The following is a 24010-nucleotide window of genomic DNA, read 5'->3' as shown; positions in this document are numbered from 1 at the left end:
TGCAAGTCCACCACCGCTTGATCATCATTGCTTGGAAAGGCTGGGACATGGCGACCGAGGAAGAACTGCGCGGCTACCTCAAGCGCGTCATCGTCGACCTTGCCGACACCCGCCGCCGCCTCACCGAATCCGAGAGTGTCGTGTCGGCCCGCCAGGAGCCGATCGCGATCGTCGGCATGGCGTGTCGGTTCCCCGGCGGCGTGACCAGTCCCGAGGAGCTGTGGGACCTGGTGGCCGGCGGGGTGGACGCGATCGGCGAGTTCCCCGACAACCGGGGCTGGGACCTCGACGGGCTCTACGACCCGGACCCCGACGCGCTGGGCAAGTCCTACACCCGGCACGGCGGTTTCCTTTACGACGCCGGTGATTTCGACCCCGGCCTGTTCGGCATGAGCCCCGGCGCGGCGCTCGCGACCGACCCTCAGCACCGGCTGTTCATGGAGACCACCTGGGAGGTCTTCGAACGCGCGGGCATCGACCCGGCGGCGATCCGCGGGTCGCGCACCGGCGTCTACATCGGGAACATGTTCGACTTCTACGGCACCCAGTTCCTCGGCGCGGTCCCCGAGGAGGTCGAGGGCACGCTCTACACCTCAAGCCTGCCCTGCATCCTGCCCGGCCGGGTGGCCTACACCTTCGGCCTCGAAGGCCCCGCGCTCAGCGTGGACACCGCGTGTTCCTCCTCGCTGGTGGCCCTGCACCTCGCCGTTCAGGCGCTGCGCAACGGCGAGTGCTCGATGGCTCTCGCCGGCGGCACCACGGTGATGGTGACCCCGGACATGTACGTCGAGTTCTGCAGGCAGCGCGTGCTGTCCCCGGACGGCCGCTGCAAGTCCTTCTCCGCCGACGCCGACGGCGCCGCGTGGTCCGACGGCGTGGGCGTGCTGCTGCTGGAGCGGTTGTCCGACGCGCAGCGCAATGGACGCCGCATCCTCGCGGTGGTGCGGGGTTCCGCGGTCAACCAGGACGGCCGCAGCAACGGCATGGCCGCGCCGAACGGGCCGTCGCAGGAGCGGGCGATCTGGCAGGCGCTGGCCGACGCCCGGATCGACGCGGGCGAGGTCGACGCCGTCGAGGCGCACGGCACCGGCACCCGGCTCGGCGACCCGATCGAGGCGCAGGCCCTGCTCGCCACCTACGGCAAGAACCGGCCCGCCGACCGGCCGCTGTGGCTGGGGTCGCTGAAGTCGAACATCGGCCACACCCAGGCCGCCGCCGGTGTCGCGGGCGTGATCAAGATGGTGATGGCGATGCGCAACGGCACGCTGCCGCCCACCCTGCACGCCGACGAGCCGTCCCCGCATGTGAACTGGGACAACGGCGGCGTCCGGCTGATCACCGAGCCCGCGCCGTGGCCCGCGGACGACCGGCCCGCGCGGGCCGGGGTGTCGAGCTTCGGGGTCAGCGGCACCAACGCGCACGTGATCCTTGAAGTGGGCCCCTCAGAGACCGCTTCCGACGAAGCCGTGACCGAGGGCCCGCTGGTGTGGGTCGTGTCCGCCCGGACCGAGAAGTCGCTGCGGGCGCAGGCCGAGCGGCTGCGGGCGTTCGCGGAGTCCGCGTCCGACGCCGACTTCGCGGCCGCCGGACCGGCGCTGGCACGGCGCACGACGCTGGCCTCCCGGGCTGTCGTGATCGCCGACGACCGGGCCGAGCTGGTGGCGGCCCTGGCGGCCATCGCCGCGGGCGAACCCCACACGTCCATTGTGGAGGGTGTGGCGCCCGCCGACGCCCGGCCGGTGTTCCTGTTCCCCGGCCAGGGAACGCAGTGGGTGGGCATGGCCGTCGACCTGCTGGACTCGAACGAGGTCTTCCGCGACCAGCTCGCCCTGTGCGACAAGGCGCTCGCGCCGCACACCGGCTGGTCGGTTCTGAGCGTGTTGCGGGCCGACGATGGCGCGCCCACGCTCGACAGCTCCGACGTGATCCAGCCGGTGCTGTTCGCGATGATGGTGTCGCTGGCCGCGGTGTGGCGCTCGATCGGGGTCGAGCCCGCCGCCGTGGTCGGCCATTCCCAAGGCGAGATCGCCGCCGCACACATTGCGGGCGCCCTCTCCCTCGAAGACGCCGCCCGGATCGTGGCGCTGCGCAGTCGCGTGCTGGTCAAGCTCGGCGGCACCGGCGGGATGCTCGCGGTGGCCCTGCCCGCGACCGAGGTCGCCGAGCGGATCGCTCCCTGGGCCGACCGGCTCTGGATCGCGGTCCACAGTGGACCCGCCAGTGCGGTCGTTGCGGGCGACGGCGACGCGCTCGACGAGTTTGTCGCGGCCTGCGGTGAAATGGTCAAGACCCGGCGGATCGACGTCGACTACGCCTCGCACACCCCGCACGTCGAGGCCCTGCGCGACGAACTGGGCACGGTGCTCGCCGGGATCACCCCCGCCGAGACCGACATCAGGTTCTGCTCGTCCATGGCGGGCGGCTTCATCCCGACCACCGACCTGACCACCGGCTACTGGTACGACAGCCTCCGCGAGCCGGTGCGGTTCGACCAGGCGGTCGCCGCGTTCGCCGGCCACGGCACCCCGGTGTTCATCGAGGTCAGCCCGCACCCGGTGCTCGGTGGCGACGTCGAGGACATCCTCGCCGCGGCGGGAATCCCGGGCCAGGCCTGCGGATCGCTGCGCCGGGGGACCGGTGACTGGCGGCGCTTCCTCACCGCCGCCGCCCACGCCTACGTCATCGGAGCGCCGGTCGACTGGACCGCGGTGCTCGGTGCCGCGCCGCGCCAGGTCGACCTGCCCACCTACGCGTTCGACCGGCGCCACTTCTGGCTCCAGGCGACTCGACGCGCCGCGGGCACCGACTCGAAGCACCCGCTGCTCACCTCCGTGGTGCCGATGGCCGACGGTGGCTTCCTGTTGTCCGGCACGCTGTCCCGCGAAGCCATGCCCTGGCTGTCCGACCACGCCGTCGAGGACACGGTTCTGTTCCCCGGCAGCGCGTTCGTCGAGCTGGCGCTCGAAGCGGCCGCGGTCGCGGGCTGCGACCACCTGGACGAACTGACCCTGGAACACCCGCTCGTCCTGCCCGAGACCGGGTCCGTGGACGTGCAGCTCGCGGTCGGGCAGGCCGACGCCGAACAGCGCCGAACCGTCACCGTCTACTCGCGCTCCGGTTCAGCCTGGGTGCGCTGCGCCTCCGGTGCGGTCGGCACCGGCTCGGTCGACGAGGTCTGCGAGTGGGCGAAGCAGTGGCCCCCGCGCGGCGGGGCCGTCGGCGACGCGGAGCGCGGATACCGCGACCTGGCGGCCCTCGGCTACCACTACGGGCCCGCTTTCCAGGGGGTCGTCGGGGTCTGGCGCCAGGGCGACGAGCTGTTCGCCGAGATCGCCGCCCCCGCAGGCCTCGACGTCACCGGATTCGGCATCCACCCCGCCGTGCTCGACGCCGCGCTGCACCCGATCGCCCTGGCGGCGGGGTTCGGCGAGCTGCGGCTGCCGTTCGTCTTCGGCGGCGTCCGGCTGTGCGCCACCGGCTCGTCGGCCCTGCGCGTGCGGTTGACGGTCACGGGTGACGACGCGCGAGTCGAGGCCGCCGACACCACGGGCCGACTCGTCTTCGCGATCGAGTCGCTCCGGATTCGGGAAGTCGCCGTCGAGTCGCTGCGCGTTGGCGCACCCTCGCCCACCGACGCGCTCGGGGTGGACTGGGTCGACCTCGCCGTCACGCCGGACGAAGACCTCTCCCGCTGGGCCTCCCTGGGCAAGCCGGTTCCCGGCATCGACGGGTTCGCCGATCTGGACGCGCTGGTCGCGGCGGTGGCCGGTGGCAGGCCGATGCCGGACTTCGTGGTCGTCGCGACGGCGGCCGAGCGGATGGACGTGCCCGACGCCGTGCGCGAGCTGTCCGCCCGCGTGCTCGACACGGTCCAGCGCTGGATCGGCCGGATCGACACCGAGCTGTTCCCCCAGGCCCGCTTGGTGTTCCTGACGACCGACGCGGTCGGCCCGGACTCCGGTGACCGGCCCTGCAGTGTGGTCGGCGGCGCGGTGTGGGGTCTGGTCCGCTCGGTCCAGTCCGAGCACCCCGACCGGTTCGTGCTCGCCGATGTGCCGGACGGCTTCGCCGACTGGGGTTCGCTGGCCGCCGCGGTGGCGCTCGACGAGTCCCAGCTGGTCGTGCGGGACGGGTTCGACGGAACCGTCCTGGTTCCCCGCCTCGCCCGCAGGCCGATCCCCGCGCCCCGTGACGTGGACAAGCTGGACAAGCTGAACACGGTGCTCGTGACCGGTGGCACCGGCGGCCTTGGCGCGCTGGTTGCCGAGCGATTGGTGACCGGGCACGGCGTGCGGCGGCTGGTGCTGACCTCCCGGCGCGGCGCCGACGCGCCAGGCGCCGCGGAGCTGGTGTCGCGGCTGGAAAGCCTCGGCGCGGCAGTCGAGGTGGTCGCCTGCGACGTGTCCGACCGCGACGCGCTGGCCGCGCTGGTGGCCGACGTGGCCCCACGGCTCTCCGGTGTGGTGCACACCGCGGGCGTGCTCGACGACGGCATGGTCGAAGACCTCTCCGCCGATCGGCTCGACACCGTGCTGCGGCCGAAGGTGGACGCGGCCTGGCACCTGCACGAGCTGACCCGCGACGTGCCGCTGTCGATGTTCGTGCTGTTCTCCTCCCTGGCGGGCGTTCTGGGCACCCCGGGACAGGCCAACTACGCGGCGGCGAACGTCGTCCTCGACGGACTCGCCGCGCACCGGCGCAGGCTGGACCTGCCCGCGGTGTCGATCGCCTGGGGCCTATGGGACAACGCGACCGGCATGACCGGCGCGCTCACCCAGGCCGAAGTCGCCCGGCTGGCCCGAACCGGAATCGCCGCGCTGACACCGGAGCAGGGCTTGGCCCTGTTCGACGCCGCCCTGGCCGAGCCGGAGGCCTTGGTCGTCGCCGCGAACTGGGACCTGGCGGGCCTTCGGTCGCGGGCCGAGCGCGGCGACCTGCCCCCGGTCCTGACCGGGATGGTCCGCGGTGTCCGCCGGGCGGCGGCCGGACCGGAGTCGGGATCGCGCGGGCTGGCGGTGAAACTCGCCGCACTGACCGAGGACGAGGCCCGCCAGGTGCTCACCGACCTGGTCCGCACCCACGTGGCCGCCGTGCTCGCCCAGGCCACAGTGGACAGTGTGGGACTCGACCGGCCGTTCGGCGACCTGGGTTTCGACTCGCTGACCGCGGTGGAGCTGCGCAACCGACTCGGCGGCGAGACCGGACTTCGGCTGCCCGCCACGCTCGCCTTCGACCACCCCACGGTGCGCGCGCTCGCCGAGTACCTGCACCGGACCCTGGCCCCCGAGGCGCCCTCACCCGAGGACACCCTGCGGGCCTCACTGGAACAGGTGCACCGGATGCTCCCCGAGCACGGGGAATCCGCGCGGGCCAAGGTGATCGCGATTCTGCACAGCACGCTGGCCCGGCTCGGCGCCGAGACGAACGGGTCCGCCGGGGTGCAGGACAAGATCCGCTCCGCCTCGGACGACGAGATCTTCGCCTTCATCGACAGCCAGCTCTGACCCCCCGATTCCCCGAAAGGCTCGGCTCATGGCCACTGAGGACAAACTGCGCGAGTACCTCAAGCGCGTCACCGTCGACCTCACCGAGGCCCGCAAGCGCCTGGCCGAGGTGGAGGAGACCCGGCACGAGCCCATCGCCGTCGTCGGCATGGCGTGCCGGTACCCCGGTGGCGGCGACACCGTCGAGAGCTTCTGGGACCTGCTGCGCGACGGCCGGACCGGCGTGGTCGAGGTCCCGCCGTCGCGCTGGCAGGTCGACGACTACTACGACCCCGACCGTCGTGCCGTCGGCGGCGTCTACACCCGGCACGGCTCGTTCCTCCCCGACATCAGCGGCTGGGACGCGGAGTTCTTCGGCCTCTCGCCGCAGGAGGCGCTGCGGATGGACCCGCAGCAGCGGCTGCTGATGGAGCTGCTGTGGGAGGGCCTGGAGAACGCGGGCACCACCCCGGCGAAGCTGGCCGGGAGCCGGACCGCCGTGATGGTCGGCTTCATGGACACCGTCCAATATGGACGGCTGGAGCAGGAGTTCACCGGCCCGGGCGTCGTCGCCGACCCGTACTTCGGCCAGGGCGTGTCGGCGAGCGTCGTCGCGGGAAGGCTCGCCTACCAATACGACCTGCGCGGGCCCACGGTCACGCTGGACACGGCGTGCTCGTCCTCGCTGGTCGGCGTGCACCTCGCGGCGGAAGCCCTGCGGCGCGGTGAATGCGAGCTCGCGGTCGCCGCGGGCGCGTTCCTGATGATCCACCCCGACATCTACGTCCAGGCCTGCGCCACCTCCATGCTGGCGCCGGACGGCCTGTGCAAGACCTTCGACAGCGGCGCCGATGGCTACGTCATGGGTGAGGGCGGCGGCCTCGTCGTCCTGGAGCGGCTGTCCTCGGCCATTCGCAACAAGCGGCGTATCCGCGCGGTCCTGCGTGGCTCCGCGGTCAACCAGGACGGCCGCAGCAACGGGCTGACCGCGCCGAGCCGCGGCGCCCAGGTCGACGTGATCCGCCGCGCGCTCGCCGCGGCCCGGGTCCGCCCCGAGGAAGTCGACTACGTCGAGGCGCACGGCTCGGGAACCCAGCTCGGCGACGCGATCGAGCTGTCCGCGCTGCACGACGTCTTCGGCAAGCGGGACCGCCCGCTGCATGTGGGCGCGGTGAAGACGAACATCGGCCACACCCAGTCGGCGGCGGGCGTCGCCGGGCTGATCAAAACCGTGCTGGTGCTGGAGAACGGCTTGGTGCCGGAGAACCTGCACCTGTCCGAACCGGCGGTCGCCATCCCCGCGGACGGCACGGTCCAGCCCGCCGCGACCCAGGTCCGGCTGCCCGAGAGCAAGCGGATCGGCGGCGTCAGCTCGTTCGGCTGGTCCGGGACCAACGCGCACCTCGTGCTGGAGTCCGCACCCGAACCCACTGAGCGCACGGAAAGCGCCGCCACTACTCACGTCCTGCCGGTGTCGGCGACGAGCGCTTCCGCGCTGCGCGCCCAGCTCGAAGGCCTCGCGGGCTGGCTCGAAGCACGGCCCGACGCCGACCTCGCCGATGTCGCGCACACCCTGCAGACCGGCCGCGCCGAGCACGACCACCGCCGCGCACTGCTCTGTACCGACACCGCCGAGGCGATCCGCAGGCTGAGCGGCGCCGCCTCGGCGGGCGAGCTGGTCCTGGCCAAGAAGCGCCCCCGCGTGGCGTTCCTGCTGCCCGGAACCGGCGACCAGTACCTCGGTCTCGGCCGCGAGCTGTACCGCACCGAACCGGTCTACGCGGCGGCGGTGGACACCTGCGTCGAGATCGCGCAGTCGCGCAGCGGAGTGGACCTGCGCCCGGTGTTCTTCGGCGAGGACAAGGCCCCGGTCGCCGACGACCTGGCCACGATGCTCGGCCGCGGCCCGACAGCCACCTCCGATGACGACCCCATGCACCAGGCCGAGATCGCGCACCCGTTCCTGTTCACCGTCGAGTACGCCCTCGCGAAGCTGTTGGCGCACTGGGGAGTCACGCCCGACCTGCTGATCGGCTACAGCCTCGGCGAGTACGTCGCCGCCTGCCTGGCGGGCGTGTTCTCCCTGGAGGACGCCCTGCACGTGGTCGTGGAGCGGGCCCGGCTGATCAGCTCCGCCCCGGCGGGCGGGATGGTCGCGGTCGCCGCCGACGAGACCACCGTGCGAGCCGCGATCGCCGACAGCGGCGCGGAGGTGGACGTGGCCGCGCTCAACGGCCCGTCGATGACCGTGCTGAGCGGAGTCGACGAGGCGCTGACGGCGGTGTCCGGGCTGCTGACCTCCCGCGGTGTCGCGTGCAGGCCGCTGCGCACCGCGCACGCGTTCCACTCCTCGCTGCTCGAACCGGTCCGCGACAAGCTCGCCGCGCTGATCGACTCGGTGCCGCGCCAGGCACCGACCACCACGATCGTCTCCAACCACACCGGGGCCGCGCTGACCGCTGCCGAGGCGACGAGCCATGGGTACTGGGCCGACCACCTGGTCAACCCGGTCCGCTTCGCCGACGGCGTGCGGCACTGCCTGGCCGAGGACATCGACGTGTTCCTCGAACTCGGCGCGGGCCAGACCCTCGGCGGCCTGGTGCGCCAGAACCTCACCGCGGGCCAAGCGTCGGTGCTCGGGACGCTGCCCGCGCTGTGGGCCGGGCGGGAGACCCCCGACGAGCGGGTCGAGCTGCTGGCGGCCTGCGGGCAGCTGTGGGAACTCGGTGTCGCCGTCGACTGGGCCGGCCAGGACGGCGCCCGGATCGTCAGCCTGCCCACGTACCCGTTCCAGCGCACCCGCTTCTGGCCGGAGCAGACGTATCAGGGCGGGACCGCGACGACCAAGCGCACCCAGCCCGCGGAGCTTTGCTACGCACCCTCGTGGCGCCGTGATGTCACCCCGGAAGCCGCGCCGCTGTCGCGCCTGTCTGGTCCGCTCGTGGTGTTCGCCGACCCGGACGGCGTCGGCACCCGGCTGGCCGCCATGGTCGCCGCGACCGGAACCCCCGTGCTGGAAGTCGTTCCCGGCACCGCGTTGAGCCGCGACGGCGACCGCATGGTCATCGACCCGGCCGAGCCCGAGCACTACCGCGAGGTCCGCGCCGCTGCCACCGCACTGGCCGACACGGGACCGGTGCACGTCGTCCACACCTGGAGCCTGCTAGCCGACTCGGCGACACCCGTCTACGCCACCGACGACGAGTTGCGTGGCTCCATCCGACACGCCTTCGACAGCCTGCTGCTCACCGTGCAGGCCTTTGCCGAAGTGCCCGCGAGCCACGGGATGCGGCTGCTGACCGTGAGTCGCGGCGGCATGGAGATCCTCGGCGCCGACGCCCCCGCGCCCTACCGCTCCGCCGGCCACGGCCTCGCCCGAGTCGTCCAGCACGAGTTCGCGGGCCTCACCTGGAGCGGCGTCGACCTCGACCCCGACCAGACCGACGACCTTTCGGCGACTCACCTTGGCTACGAACTGGCCAGGGAGAGCGACCCGCACGGAACCGTCGCGGGCTGGCGGCGCGGTCGCCGGTGGATCAACGACTGGGCCGAAGTGTCCACACAGGACAACGCGGACTGGCCGTGGCGCGCGGACGGCGTGTACCTGATCACCGGCGGAACCCGGGGCCTCGGCATGGGTCTGGCCAAGCACCTGGTGCGCGCAGGCGGGCGCAAACTGGCGCTGGTCAGCCGCTCCGGCGTCGCCCCCGCGGCCGACGTCGCGGAACTGGAAGCGGCGGGCGCCGAAGTCCTCACCCTGGCCGCCGACGTCGGTGTTCCCGACCAGCTGCGTGCGGCGCTGCGGAGCTGCCGCGAGCACTTCGGCGAGCTGACCGGCGTCCTGCACGTCGCCGGCCTGCCCGCCAGCGGGATGGCGCAGCGCCAGACCATCGACGGCGCGGGCGCTGTACTCGCGCCGAAGATCCTCGCGATGGGCCCGCTGGCCGAACTCGTCGGACCGGACTCGCCAGTGGAGGAACGACCTGAGCTGCTGGTGCTGTACTCCTCCGCGGTGACCGCGTTCGGCGGCATCGGCGAGGGCGACTACTGCGCCGCGAACACCGTCCTCGACGCCTACGGCTCCGCCCTGGCGGCCACCGCGCCGTCGACCCGGGTGGTGACCGTTGCCTGGGGCCCGTGGCTGCACGACGCCTGGCAGGACGCGGGCGACGGCAGCGTCAGCGACCTGGCCGAGCGGGCAAGCCAGTACCGGCAGAAGTACGGCTTCAGCGACGAGGCGGGCAACGCCTTCCTCGACCGCGTGGTGGGCCGAGGACACGGCAGCGTGCTCGCCGTGCGTCAGCCCATGGCTGAAGCGCTGAGGGAGTGGACCGCGCTCGTCGACATCGACGCGCTCGTCAACGCCAGCTTCGTGGCGCCGGCGGGGGAGCGGTTCCCCAGGCCGTTGCTGCGCACGGAATTCGTGGCGCCGCGCACCGATTTGGAAACCACGATCGCCGAGGTGTGGCAGGCCTACCTGGGCATCGACCGCGTCGGCGTCAACGACCCGTTCTTCGACCTGGGCGGCAACTCCCTGGTCGGCATGGCGATGGTGCGCGCCGTGGAGAAGGAACTCGACTCGACCATCGCACCCGCGGTGCTGTTCGAGCACCCGACCGTCGCCGCGTTCGCCGCGGCCCTGGACCGCCCGGACGGGCCTGACCAGACCTCCGAGCAAGTGCTCGCCACCAGCTCGGCTCGTGGGCAGCGGCGGCGCCGCGCCCGTTCGGACTCGCGGAAATGAGGAATCACGTGACTGACAACGACGACATGAACGACCGCGGGGACACCATGGTGCCCAGCACCGACATCGCGATCGTCGGCATGTCCGGGCGCTTCCCGGGCGCCGCCGATGTCGCCGGGCTGTGGGCCAACATCCGCGCGGGCTTGTCCGGGCTGACCCGGTTCACCGACGACGAACTGCGCGCCGCGGGTGTCCCGCGCGAACTGCTGGAAGACCCCGGCTACGTGAAGGCGGGCGCGGTCCTCGACGGCATCGAGCTGTTCGACGCGGGCTTCTTCGGGGTCAACCCGAAGGAAGCGCAGATCCTCGACCCGCAGCACCGCCTCTTCCTGGAGCACAGCTGGGAGGCGCTGGAGGACGCCGGCTGCGACCCGACCCGGTTCGACGGTGCCATCGGCGTCATCGCGGGCAGCTCGTGGAGCTCCTACCTGCAGAACAACCTCTCGCCCAGCGGGATCGCCGCGTCCATGGGTGAGCTGGCGGTCGGGCTCGCCAACGACAAGGACTCGCTGACCACCCGCGTGGCGCACACGCTCGGCCTCACCGGGCCCAGCTACGCCGTGCAGAGCTACTGCTCGACCTCCCTGGTCGCGGTGTGCGCGGCGGCGAGCAGCCTGGCCAACTTCGAGAGCGACCTCGTGCTCGCGGGCGGCGTGAATGTCGCTGTCCCGCACCGGGTCGGCTACCTCTACCAGCAGGGCGGCATCGCCCCACCCGACGGCGAGTGTCGGGCGTTCGACGCGGCAGGCCTGGGCAGCCTGGTCGGCAGCGGCGTCGGTGTCGTCGCGCTGCGCCGCCTTGAGGACGCGATCGCCGAGGGGGACCGCGTCTACGCCGTCATCCGCGGCTGGGCGGTCAACAACGACGGCGGCCGCAAGGTCGGCTTCACCGCCCCCGGCGTGCAGGGCCAGGCCGCGGTCATCGCCGAGGCCCTGGCCTGTGCGGACCTCACCCCCGCCGACATCGACTACATCGAGGCCCACGGCACCGGCACCGCACTGGGCGACGCCGCCGAGCTGGCCGCCATGCAGCAGGTGTTCCGCGACCAGTCGGTCAAGATCGGCTCGATCAAGACCAACGTCGGCCACCTCGACCGCGCCGCCGGTGTCACCAACCTGATCAAGGCCGCGCTCGCCCTGCGCAACGAGGAGATCCCGCCCTCGCGCAACCTCACCGAGCCGAACCGCCAGCTGAGCACCGGCGACGCCCGACTCGAGGTCGTCACCAGCCTCACCGCGTGGCCCCGCGAGGAGATCCACATCCGCCGCGCGGGTGTCAGTGCCTTCGGCATCGGCGGCACCAACGCGCACGTCGTGGTCGAGGAGGCTCCGCTCGTCTCGCGCCCGGAGCCCCGGCCCAGGCCTGAGCTGCTGGTCTGGTCCGCGCGCTCCGCCGACGCGGCCGACGCGATGACCACCCGCCTCGCCGACTATCTCGACACCGGCGCCGAGCGTCTCTCCGACGTCGCGTTCACGCTGCAGACCGGCCGCCAGGTGTTCGAACACCGCCGCGCGATCGTCGCCTCCACTGTGGACGGCACGGTCGCGAGCCTTCGTGACAGCGCGGCTTTGGGCCGCACCGACGGCCGCGCCGACCGCGACGTCGCCCTGCTGATCGCCGGAACCGGCGAGCAGTACCCGGGCATGGCCGCGGACCTCTACGAGACCGAGCCCGTCTTCCGTGCCGTGCTCGACGAGTGCCGCATGGTGCTGGTGGAGCGGCTCGGACTCGACCCGCTCGAAGAGATGCTGAGCTCCCGCGAATCCACCGACGGCTCCGGCCTGAGCTGGCTGCTCGGCCGCGAAGGCGACACCACGCCCGGCGCTGGGGAGTCGACCGACCGCCTGCAGCCCGCCATGTTCGCCGTCGAATACGCGCTCGCCCGGCTCCTGGAGTCCTGGGGCATCCGGCCCACCGTGCTCGCCGGTTACAGCGTCGGCGAGTACGTCGCCGCCTGCCTCGCCGGTGTCCTGTCGCTGCCGGACGCGCTGGCGCTGGTCGCCCGCCGCGCCCAGCTGATCAACGCGATGCCCGGCGGCGCCATGGCCGCGATCCCGAAGTCCGCCGCCGACGTCCGCGACCTGATCGAGCGCGCGGGCATCACCGGCGTCGACGTCGCCGCCGTCAACGGACCCGACCTGACCGTGGTCGCGGGCGAGCCGGAGGCCATGCACGCGCTCCGGACCTTCCTCGAAGGCGAAGCCGTGCCCAGCCGCCCGCTGGCCACCACGCACGCGTTCCACTCCGCCATGCTGGAGCCGATCCGCGCCGCGCTGACCGAGTGGGTCGCCGCGAACGTCACCCTCAACGCGCCGGAAATCCCCTATATCTCCAATGTCACCGGCACCCTCGCCACCGCCGAGCAGCTGACCGACCCGGGTTACTGGGCCGAGCACATGTGCGCGCCGGTCCAGTTCGACGCCGTCCTGAGCACCCTGCTGGAGCAGGGCGACCTGGCGCTGCTGGAGATCGGCCCCGGCCAGTCGCTCGGCGCCATGGTGCGCGGCCACCGCGACTGCCCGCAGGACCGCTGGCCCCTGGTCGTGCCGACGATCCCCGCGGCGGGCGACCCGCGCCAGGCGAGCGTCATGCTCGCCGAAGCGGTCGGCCGACTGTGGCTCGCCGGTGTCCCGATCGATTGGGCCGGCTACCAGGACGACCGCTCCGTCGGCAAGGTCGGCCTCCCGAGCTACCCGTTCCAGAAGCAGCGCTACTGGATCGACCCGCCCATCGGCCAGACCGCCGTCGCGGCCGTCTCGGCGAACCTCCTGGTCGGTGAGCTGGACGAGCCGGTCGACCACGTCCGGCTCATGACTCCACAGTGGACCGACACGGCGCTGACCGGCGACCTGGTGCCACTGGAACGTTGTGTGCTCCTTGCCGACGCCACCGGTGTGGCCGACGCGCTGGCGGAGTCGCTGCGCGCCGACAAGGTCGACGTCGTCGTGCTCCGCGACGCGCACAGCCTCGCCGAGACCGACGAGATCCCGACCACCCTGGTGGACCTGCGTTTGCTCGACCGCGAAGAGTCCGATGAGGACGGACGCGACGTGGTGGCCCCGATCGCCGCCATGCTCGACGCCTGGGGCGGCCAGGGCGGCAACACCCGGGTCATCCTGGTCACCCGCGGCGGCCAGGCGGTCACCACGGCCGAGAGCCCGGTGCCCGCGCACGCCGCCGCCGCGGGCCTGCCTGTGGTCGCCAACCAGGAATACCTCAACCTCGAATGCCGCACGGTCGACCTCGACCCGGTCGCCACCCCGGAAGCCTCGGCGAAAGCCCTGGCCGCGGAGGTCCGCCGCCCGGCCGACGACGTCCTCGCCACCTACCGCAAGGGCGTCCGCTTCGTCCGCGGCTACGCCCCGACCGAATCCGACCGTCCCGGCACCCCGATCCGCCGTGGCGGCACGTACCTGGTCACCGGCGGTCTCGGTGACGTCGGCCTGATCCTCGCCGAGCACCTCGCCACCGCGGGCGCCGCCAAGCTCATCCTCACCAGCCGCGGCGGCATCCCGACCGGCATCGGCGACCGCCGCAGCGACGGCGTCGCCCGGCTGCGTGCCCTCGGCGCCGAAGTCCTCACCCCCGCCGTGGACGTCACCGACGCCGCCGCGATGCGCGCCATGCTCGCCGAGACCCTGGCTGACGGCAGGCTCGACGGTGTCGTGCACGCCGCCGCCGTCACCGGACCCGAGACGTTCCGGGCCCTGCGCGACATCGACACCGAAGCCGTCGACTGGCACTTCGGCGCCAAGGTCGCGGGCGCGCTCGCCCTCGGCGAAGTCCTGGGCGAACTGCCCACCGAGCAGGCGCCGGACTTCTGTGTCGTGTTCTCCTCGACGTCGTCGATCCTCGGCGGCATCACCTTCGGCAGCTACGCGGCGGCCAACGCCGCCCTGAGCGCCGTCGGCCACGCCAACCACGCCCGCTTCGTCGCGGGCGAGTCGCCGACGTGCTGGATCGCGGCGAGCTGGGACACCTGGTCGATCACCCTGGAGCGGATGCAGGTCGGGGTCGGCGCGGCGATGGTCGCCCACTCGATGAGCACCGAGGAGGGCCTGCAAGCCTTCGACAGGCTGCTCACCGAGCGGCAGCCGAACCTCGTCGTCGCGGCAGGCGGTCTCGACGACCGGCTCCCGCGCGCGGCGGCCATGCTCGACACCACGGTCGGCGCGGCGGACCGCTTCCCGCGCCCGGAACTCGCGCAGTCCTACGCCCCGCCGCTGACCCGGACCGAGCGGTCCCTGGCCGAGCTGTGGACCGACGTCATCGGCGTCGAGCCGGTCGGCATCAAGGACGCCTTCTTCGACCTGGGCGGCAACTCGCTGCTCGCCCTGCAGATGCTGGCGCTGGTCAAGAAGCGCTTCGGCGTCTCGCTTCCGGCGGTCACCCTGTTCGAGGCCCCGACCGTGCACACCCTGGCGGCCATCCTCGACCAGCACGGCGTCGCGGCCCCCGCGTCGACCACGCCCGCCATCACCAAGGTGCGCGCTCGCCAGGAGAACGATGACGACCGCCGGATCGCCGTCATCGGCATGGCGGGCCGGTTCCCCGGCGCGCCCGATGTGCGGACCTTCTGGAACAACATTCGCGGCGGTGTCGAGTCGATCAGCTTCTTCACCGACGAGGAACTGCTCGCCTCCGGTGTCACCCGGGAGGAGTTCTCCGACCCGTCCTACGTGCGGGCCCGCCCGGTCCTCGACAACGTCAGCGACTTCGACGCCGGCTTCTTCGGCATGAACCCGCGCATGGCGGCGGTGACCGACCCGCAGCAGCGCATGTTCCTCGAAGTGTGCTGGGAAGCGTTGGAGCAGGCCGGTTACGTGACGCCCAAGCACCGCGGCCGGGTCGGCGTCTACGGCGGCGCCAACATCAGCACCTACCTGCTGCAGAACCCCGCCAGCCTCACCGACGGCCAGTTCTCCATCTACGAAGTGATCATGGGCAACGACAAGGACGCCCTGACCACGACCGTCTCCTACCTGCTCGACCTGTACGGCCCCAGCGTCGCGGTGCAGACGTTCTGCTCGACCTCGCTGGTGGCGATCCACCTCGCGATCCAGAGCCTCCGCAGCGGTGAGTCCGAAATGGCCATCGCGGGCGGTGTCTCCATCCGCGTGCCGGACAAGATCGGCCACGAGCACATGCCCGGCGGCATGGAGTCGCCGGACGGCCACGTCCGCACGTTCGACGCGCAGGCGCAGGGCAGCATGTTCGGCGACGGCGCCGCGGCGGTCGTCCTCAAGCGACTGTCGGACGCGATCCGCGACGGCGACCACATCTGGTCGGTCATCCGCGGTTCCGCGATGAACAACGACGGCGCGCTCAAGGTCGGCTACACCGCGCCGAGCGTCATCGGCCAGTCCCGGGTGATCATCGACGCGATGGCCGACGCGGGCGTGACCGGCGACGACGTCAGCTACATCGAGGCGCACGGCACGGCGACCGAGCTGGGCGACCCGATCGAGGTCACCGCCCTGACCCGCGCCTTCGGTGACACCAAAGAGAAGCAGTTCTGCCCCATCGGGTCGGTCAAGACCAACGTCGGCCACCTCGACCGCGCGGCGGGCGTCACCGGCCTGATCAAGACCTCGCTCGCCCTGTGGGACAAGGTGATCCCACCGAGCCTGCACTACACCGCGCCCAACCCGAAGATCGACTTCGCGAACAGCCCGTTCTACGTCAACACCGAGCTGTCCCCGTGGCCCGAGCGCGACGGCCGACCGCCGATCGCGGGAATCAACTCCCTCGGCATGGGCGGCACCAACGTCCACCTCGTCGTGGAGCAGGCGCCCGAACGCGCCCTGGCCACCGCGGCCAACCCCGAGTCGGCCCGGCGCTACCACGTCCTGCCGGTCTCGGCCCGCAGCGCGGTCGCCGCCGACGAGGCGCTGGCCCAGCTCGGCGCGCACCTCGGCTCGGCCACGGACACCCGGCTGGCCGACGTCGCCTACACCCTTCAGGTGGGGCGCAAGACCTTCGAGCACCGCCGCGCGCTGGTTTCCGCCGGTATCGACGAGGCCGCGACAGCGCTCACCGAAGGCGAGGTGCTGGGCCGGGTCGACACGACCACCGGCAGGCAGGTCGCGTTCGTGTTCTCCGGCGTGGGGGAGCAGTACCCCGGCCTGGTGAACCAGCTCTACCAGCGCGAACCGGTGTTCCGCGGTGTCCTCGACGACTGCCTCGCGCGGCTCGCCGAGACCCTGCCGGACGTCGACCTGAAGGATCTCCTGACCGGCGAGCGCGGCGCTGGCGCCAACCTCGCGGCCCTGCTGGGTCGCGGCGATGACAGCACCGACGAGCGTGTGTCCACACTGGAGCGCACGGAGATCGTGCAGCCCGCGCTGTTCGCCGTGGAGTACGCGCTGGCCAAGACCCTCATGACCTGGGGTCTGCAGCCGCAGGTGATGCTCGGCTACAGCCTCGGCGAGTACGTGGCCGCATGTCTGTCCGGCGTGCTGTCCCTGCCCGACGCGCTGGCCCTGGTCGCGCACCGCGCCAAGCTGATCGACACGGTGGACGCCGGGTCGATGGTCGCCGTGCCGATGCCCGTCGCCGAACTGGAGCAGTTCGGCTTCCCCGAGCGTGGCCTCGACATCGCGGCGGTCAACGGGCCGCAGATGACCGTGGTCGCAGGCCCGGTCGACGCGGTCGACGCCTTCGTGGCGGACCTGCGCGAGGCGGAGATCCCGTGCCGCCCCTTGCAGACCACGCACGCCTTCCACACCCGCATGCTCGACGGCATCAGCGGCGAGCTGACCGAGTGGGTCAAGGCGAACCTCACGCTCAACGCCCCGGAGATCCCCTACATCTCCAACGTCACCGGCACCCGGGTCACGACCGAGCAGGCGACCAACCCCGCCTACTGGGCGCGGCACATGTGCCAGACCGTGAAGTTCACCGCGGGCATCGAGACGCTGCTCGCCGACCAGGAACTCGCGATCATCGAGATCGGCCCCGGCCAGTCGCTCGGCGCCATGATCCGCGGCGCGGGCGCCCCGCCCACCCGCTGGCCGCTCATCCTCAGCACCCTGCCCTCGGCCAACGAGACCCGGGCGGACGACGCGGTCCTCACCGACCTGCTCGCCCGGCTCTGGCTCAACGGCGTGGACCTGGACTGGACCGTCTACCACAACCGCCACGAAGATGCGGCTGACGACGTCCTCCAGCCCAACCGCATTCCGTTGCCCACCTACCCCTTCCAGCGTCAGCGCTACTGGATGGAGTCCTCGGGTCGACCCGCGCTCCCGGCGGCGGGCAAGCCCGTCGTGGTCGAGGACGAAGGCCCGCACGTGCGGGTCATGCGGCCGGACTGGACCGAGGCCAAGATCGTCGGCAAGCCCGCGACGCTCGGCACCTGCGTGCTCTACGCCGACACCCTCGGCGTGGCCGACGCGCTCGCCGAGTCCCTGCGGGCGGTGGGCACCGAAGCCGTAGTGGTTCCGAGCGGCGCGCTGACCGCGGCCGATCACGCGGCCCTGGTGCGCAAGCACGCGTCCAAGACGCAGAACATCGTCGTGGACCTGCGCCTGCTCGACCACCCCGAGTCCGATGTGGATGGCCGGGACGTGGTCCGGCCGACCGCGGCCATGCTCGACGCGTGGGGCAGTGACGGCAGCGGCAGCGCCCGCGTCATCGTCGTCACCCGCGGCGGCCAGGTCATCAGCGAGGGCGACACCCCGCTGCCCGCCCAGTCCGCCGCCGCGATCCTGCAGATGGTCGCCAACCTCGAATACCTGAACCTGGAGTGCAGCACGGTCGACGTCACCGGCGACGCGGCCGAGGCGGCGCAGGCGTTGCTGGCGGAGATCCAGCGGCCGGAGGACGTCGGCGACGTCCTCATGGCCTACCGCGGCGGCACCCGGTACGTGCGCGGGTTCGCCCCCATGGAGCCTGGTTCGGGCAAGGCGGGCAACCACTCCGTCCGCAAGGGCGGCACCTACCTGATCACCGGTGGTCTCGGTGACCTCGGCCTGCTCATCGCCGAGCACTTCGCCAAGCAGGGCGCGGGCAGGCTGGTCCTGACCAGCCGTGGCGGCGTCCCCACCGGTATCGGCGACCGCCGCAGCGACGGCGTCGCCCGGCTCCAGGAGTTGGGCGCCGAGGTCATCACCCCCGCGGTGGACGTGACCGACCTCGACGGCATGCGCGCCGTGATCGCCGACCTCCTGGTCGACGGCGGCACCCTCGACGGTGTCGTCCACGCCGCCGCCGTGACCGACCCGGACACCTTCCGGGCGCTGCGCGAGGTGGACGAGGAAGCCGTCGGCCTGCACTTCGGCGCGAAGGTCGTCGGCGTGCGGGTCCTGGAGACCCTCCTCGGCGAGCTGACCGACGAGCAGGCCCCGGACTTCTGCCTGCTGTTCTCCTCGACGTCGGCGGTCCTCGGCGGCATCACCTTCGCCTGCTACGCGGCGTCCAACGCGGCGCTGGCGGCGATCGGCTACCGCAACCACATGCGCTACACGGCGGGCCAGATCCCCACGTGCTGGATCTCGTCGAGCTGGGACACGTGGTCGGTGGAGAACGGCCACGGCACGCTCGGCGCGGCGATGTCCAAGCACGCCATGACCGCCGAGGAAGCGCTCGACGCCCTCGACAAGCTGCTGGCCGAGCCCGGCCCGTGGCTGGTCGTGGCGGCGGGCGGCCTCGACGAGCGGCTGCCCAGGGCGGTGACGGTCTCCGAGGTCGTCAGCACCGGACCGAAGCTGCCCCGCCCGGACCTGCCGCAGCCCTACGCGCCGCCGGTCACCGCGACGGAGAAGTCGCTGTGTGAGCTGTGGTCGCACCTGCTCGGCATCGAGCCGATCGGCATCAAGGACGCGTTCTTCGACCTGGGCGGCAACTCGCTGCTCGGCCTGCAGATGCTGGCGCTGGTCAAGAAGCGCTTCGGCATCGCGGTCGCGGCCGTGACCCTGTTCGAATCGCCCACCGTGCAAGCGCTTTCGCTGGTGCTCGACCCGGAAGGCAAGTCGGGCAAGGCAAAGACGACGGTCACCGCTCGCCCGGAGCGGCCCGCGGTGGAGCTGACCGACGACCGGCGCATCGCCGTGGTCGGCATGGCGGGCCGGTTCCCCGGCGCGCCCGACGTGGCCGCGTTCTGGGACAACCTGCGCGGCGGCGTCGAGTCGATCAAGGTGTTCTCCGAGGAGGAGATGCTGGCCTCGGGCGTGACGCCGGAGGAGATCGCGAACCCGGCGTACGTTCCGGCGCGGCCGGTGCTCGACAACGTGCGTGGGTTCGACGCGGCGTTCTTCGGCATGAGCCCGCGCATGGCCGCCATCACCGACCCGCAGCAGCGTTTGTTCCTGGAGGTCTGCTGGGAGGCGCTGGAGCAGTCCGGCTACGTCGTGCCCGAGCACCGGGGCCGTGTCGGCGTGTTCGGCGGCGCGAACCTGAGCACCTACCTCATGCGGATGCCGGAGCGGCTCGCCGACGGCGAGTTCAGCACCTACGAGGTGATCATGGGCAACGACAAGGACGCCCTGACCCTCACGGTGTCCTACCTGCTCGACCTCTACGGCCCGAGCGTCGCGGTGCAGACCTTCTGCTCCACCTCGCTGGTGGCCACCCACATGGCGATCCAGGCGCTGCGCAACGGCGAGTGCGAGATGGCGATGGCGGGCGGTGTGTCGGTCCGCGTGCCCGACAAGATCGGCCACGAGTTCGCCGCGGGCGGCATGGAGTCGCCGGACGGGCACGTGCGCACGTTCGACGCGCAGGCCCGGGGCAGCATGTTCGGCGATGGCGCGGCCGTGGTCGTCCTCAAGCGACTGTCGGACGCGCTGCGCGACGGCGACCACATCTGGTCGGTCATCCGCGGCTCGGCGATGAACAACGACGGCGCCCTCAAGGTCGGGTTCACCGCGCCCAGCGTGGTCGGGCAGTCCCGCGTGGTCGTCGACGCGCACGCCGACGCCGGGATCACCGGTGACGACGTCAGCTACATCGAGGCGCACGGCACCGCGACCGAACTCGGCGACCCGATCGAGGTCGCGGCCCTGACCCGGGCCTTCGGTGACACGAAGGACAAGCAGTACTGCGCGATCGGCTCGGTGAAGACCAACGTCGGCCACCTCGACCGCGCCGCCGGTGTCACGGGTCTGATCAAGACCTCGCTGGCGATCGGTGAGCAGGTGATCCCGCCGACGCTGCACTTCACCAGCCCGAACCCGCAGATCGACTTCGAGAACAGCCCGTTCTACGTCAACACCGAGCTGTCCCCGTGGCCCACCAACGGCAAGCCGCCGATCGCGGGCATCAACTCCCTGGGCATGGGCGGCACCAACGTCCACGTCGTCGTGGAGCAGGCGCCGGAGCGTCCGGTGCCGCCGCCCGCGGACCCGGAGACGAGCCGCCGCTACCAGGTCATCCCGGTCTCCGCCCGCAACAACGGCGCGATCGAGGCGGCCTGCGCCCGACTCGGCTCGCACCTCGACGGCAGCGAAGCCCGGCTGCTCGACATCGCCTACACCCTTCAGGTCGGGCGCAAGACCTTCGAGCACCGCCGCGCGGTCGTCGCCGACAGCGTCGAGGGCGCCAAGGCGATGCTGGACGGCGACGTGGCCGGGCTGCTCGGCCGGGTCGACACCACCACCGGCAGGCAGGTGGCGTTCGTGTTCGCCGGTGTCGGCGAGCAGTACCCGGGCATGGTGACCGAGCTGTACAAGCGGGAGCCGGTGTTCCGCGCGGTGCTCGACGAGTGCGTCGGTCACCTCGCCGACGCCCTGCCCGACGTCGACCTCACCGACCTGCTGGCGGGGGAGCGCGGCGGCGGCCTCGACCTGGCCGCGCTGATGGGCCGCAACGGATCGGCGCCCGATGCGCGAGCGTCCACTTTGGAGCGCACGGAGGTTGTGCAGCCCGCGCTGTTCGCGGTGGAGTACGCCCTGGCCAAGACCCTGATGACGTGGGGCCTGCAGCCGCAGGTGATGCTCGGTTACAGCCTCGGCGAGTACGTGGCCGCGTGCCTGTCGGGCGTGCTGTCTCTGCCGGACGCGCTGAAGCTGGTGGCGCACCGCGCGAAGCTGATCGAGGCGCTGCCCGGCGGCGCGATGGCCGGGGTGTCGCTGTCGGTGGCGGAACTGGGCGCCTACAACCTCCAGGACCGCGGCCTCGACATCGCCACGGTCAACGGGCCGTCGATGACGGTCGTCGCGGGCCCGACCGAGGCGATGGCCGCCTTCGTCGCGGACCTGCGCGAGGCCGAGGTCCCGTGCCGGGAACTGCAGACCACGCACGCGTTCCACTCCCGGATGCTCAACGAGATCAGCGACGAGCTGACCACGTGGGTCAAGGACAACCTCACCCTCAACGCGCCGGAGATCGACTACATCTCCAACGTCACCGGAACCCGGGTGACGGCGCAGCAGGTCACCAACCCCGCCTACTGGGCGCGGCACATGTGCCAGACGGTGCAGTTCGCCTCGGGCATCGCCACGCTGCTGGCCGACGAGGAACTCGTCATCGTCGAGATCGGTCCGGGCCAGTCGCTCGGCGCGATGATCCGCGGCGCGAACTGCCCGCCCAGCCGCTGGCCGCTCATCCTGAACACGCTGCCGCCCGCGGGTGACAGCCGCGCGGACGACGCGGTCTTCACCGACTGCCTCGCCCGGCTCTGGCTGACCGGCGTCGAGCTCGACTGGACGACCTACCACGACCGCCACAACCCGGACGCCGATCTGGCAACCCAGCCCAACCGGATCCCGCTGCCCACCTACCCCTTCCAGCGGCAGGACTACTGGATCGAGCCCCCGGTTCGCGGCGCCGTGCTGCAGGCGGGTCAGATCCCGGCGGAGGCCACCCTGGAGGTGCTCGCGGACCTGCCGAAGCTGCCGCAGGAGCAGTGGCTGCACCTCCCGGTGTGGCGACAGACCGCGTCGCCCGCGCCGGTGGAAGGACAGCCGGGCTCATGGCTGGTCTTCACCCGCGACGGCGTGGCTGAAGATGTGGTGGCGGGTCTCCAGAAGTCGATCGGCAAGACCGGGGCCACGCTGCGCCTGGTCCGCCCGGGCACGGCCTACTCGGTTGAGGAGAACAGCCACACGCTGCGGCCGGGCAACGTCGACGACACCCTCGCCCTGCTGCGCGACCTGCGCACGGCGGGCACCCCGCTGGAGCGGGTGGTGCACCTGTGGACGCTGGGCGAGGAGTCCGGCGACGAGACCGTCCGACTCGGCCTGCACACCCTGGTCGCGCTGGCCAGGGCGGCCGGTGAGCTGGGCATGGAGGGCTGGTCGCTCGACGTCGCCTCGGCGGGCACCCAGCAGGTGCTCCCCGGCGACAAGGCAAACCCGCACGCGGCCACCCTGACCGGGCCGAGCATGGTGATCCCGCTCGAATACCCGACGGTCAGCGCCCGGCTGCTCGACGTGGACGCCGACCTCGGCGCCCGCGCGGTCAAGGCGCTGGTCGCCGAGCTGGGCAGGCCGTTCACCGACCGGATCGTGGCCCTGCGCCACGGCAGGCGGTGGCTGCCCTCCTACGAGTCCATGACCGCCCCCTCCACTGTGGACAGCACGGTGCTGCGGGACGGCGGGGTCTACCTGATCACCGGTGGCCTCGGCGGCATCGGGTTGGCCATGGCCGAGCAGCTGGCCATGGACCGGAGCGCGAAGCTGGTCCTGTTCGGCCGCAACGGCCTGCCTGAGCGGGAGACCTGGCCTGCGATCCTGGCCGGGGACGCGGGCAACCCGATCCAGCGGCGCCGGGTGGCCGGTGTGTCCGCGCTGCTCGAACTCGGCGCGGAGGTCGAGATCGTCGCCGGTGACGTCAGCAACGCGGCCGACGTCAGACGAGCGGTCGACGTGGCCCTGGAGCGGTTCGGCGCGCTCAACGGCGTGCTGCACGCCGCGGGTGTGCCGGGCATGGGGCTCATGCAGTTCAAGCAGCCCGATGAGCTGGACCAGGTGCTGGCGCCCAAGGTCGCGGGCACCCTGGCCATCGCCGAGGCGCTGCGCATCGGTGAGCCCGACGAGGTGGAGCTGGACTTCTGGGTCCTGTTCTCCTCGATCACCTCGGCCACCGGCGGCGGCCCCGGCCAGGTGGACTACTGCTCCGCCAACGCCTTCCTCGACGCCTACGCCCACCAGCTCGCCGCCACCGGTCGGAATGTGCTCTCGGTCGACTGGGGCGAGTGGATCTGGAACGCGTGGGCCGACGGGCTCGCGGGCTACTCGGAGACCCTGCAGGAGTTCCTGCTGGAGAACCGGGAGCGCATCGGCATCGGCTTCGCCGAGGGCTGGCAGTCGCTGCTGCGCGCCCTGGACTGCGGCGAGCCGCGCGTGGTCGTGTCCACACAGGACTTCGACACGATGGTCCGGTTCAGCTCGCAGTTCACCCTCGAAGCGGTGATGTCCTCCGCGATGGCCGAGGGCGGCGGCACCCGCCACCCGCGTCCGGACCTGGTGACGCTGTTCCAGGAGCCGTCCGGGGACACCGAGGAGACCATCGCGGCGATGTGGTGCGAGGCGCTGCGCCTGGAACAGGTCGGCGTGCTGGACAACTTCTTCGAACTCGGCGGCAACTCGCTGCTCGGCGTCAACATCGTCGCCGCGCTGCGCAAGAAGTTCGAGCTCGACGAACTGCCGCCGCACATCCTCTACGAGGCGCCCACGGTCGCCTCCCTCGCCAAGGTCATCGAGGCGGCGGCGGACGGGCCCGCGGCGGCCGAGACCGCGAACGGCGACGGCGGCGTCCGCGCCCAGCTGCGCCGCTCCGGGCTCGAGGCGGCGGGCGCGCGCAGGCGCGGTCGGTGACCCAAATGGCTTCCCCCAACGCGAAC

The 24010-nt window shown here is 72.1% G+C and carries 3 protein-coding genes; all 3 read left to right on the top strand.

The window, feature by feature from the left end:
- Positions 1 to 17: 17 nt before the first annotated feature.
- From C8E96_RS29530 to C8E96_RS29520, 3 genes are read left to right on the top strand one after another with little or no spacing between them, the layout of a single operon-like run.
- A complete protein-coding gene (locus C8E96_RS29530) occupies positions 18 to 5504 on the top strand; it encodes a type I polyketide synthase (protein ID WP_407642659.1) in 5487 nt (1828 codons plus the stop codon).
- Positions 5505 to 5532: 28 nt separating this feature from the next.
- On the top strand, positions 5533 to 10227 hold the full coding sequence (locus C8E96_RS29525) for a type I polyketide synthase (RefSeq protein WP_091377619.1): 4695 nt from the start codon (positions 5533 to 5535) through the stop codon (positions 10225 to 10227).
- Positions 10228 to 10235: 8 nt separating this feature from the next.
- Entirely contained in the window at positions 10236 to 23984 is a 13749-nt protein-coding gene (locus tag C8E96_RS29520) for a type I polyketide synthase (RefSeq protein WP_166658153.1), read from the top strand.
- Positions 23985 to 24010 lie beyond the last annotated feature (26 nt).

The sequence above is a fragment of the Actinokineospora alba genome (assembly GCF_004362515.1).
GTDB lineage: Bacteria > Actinomycetota > Actinomycetes > Mycobacteriales > Pseudonocardiaceae > Actinokineospora > Actinokineospora alba.
This window is presented reverse-complemented; position numbering and strand designations above follow the sequence as displayed.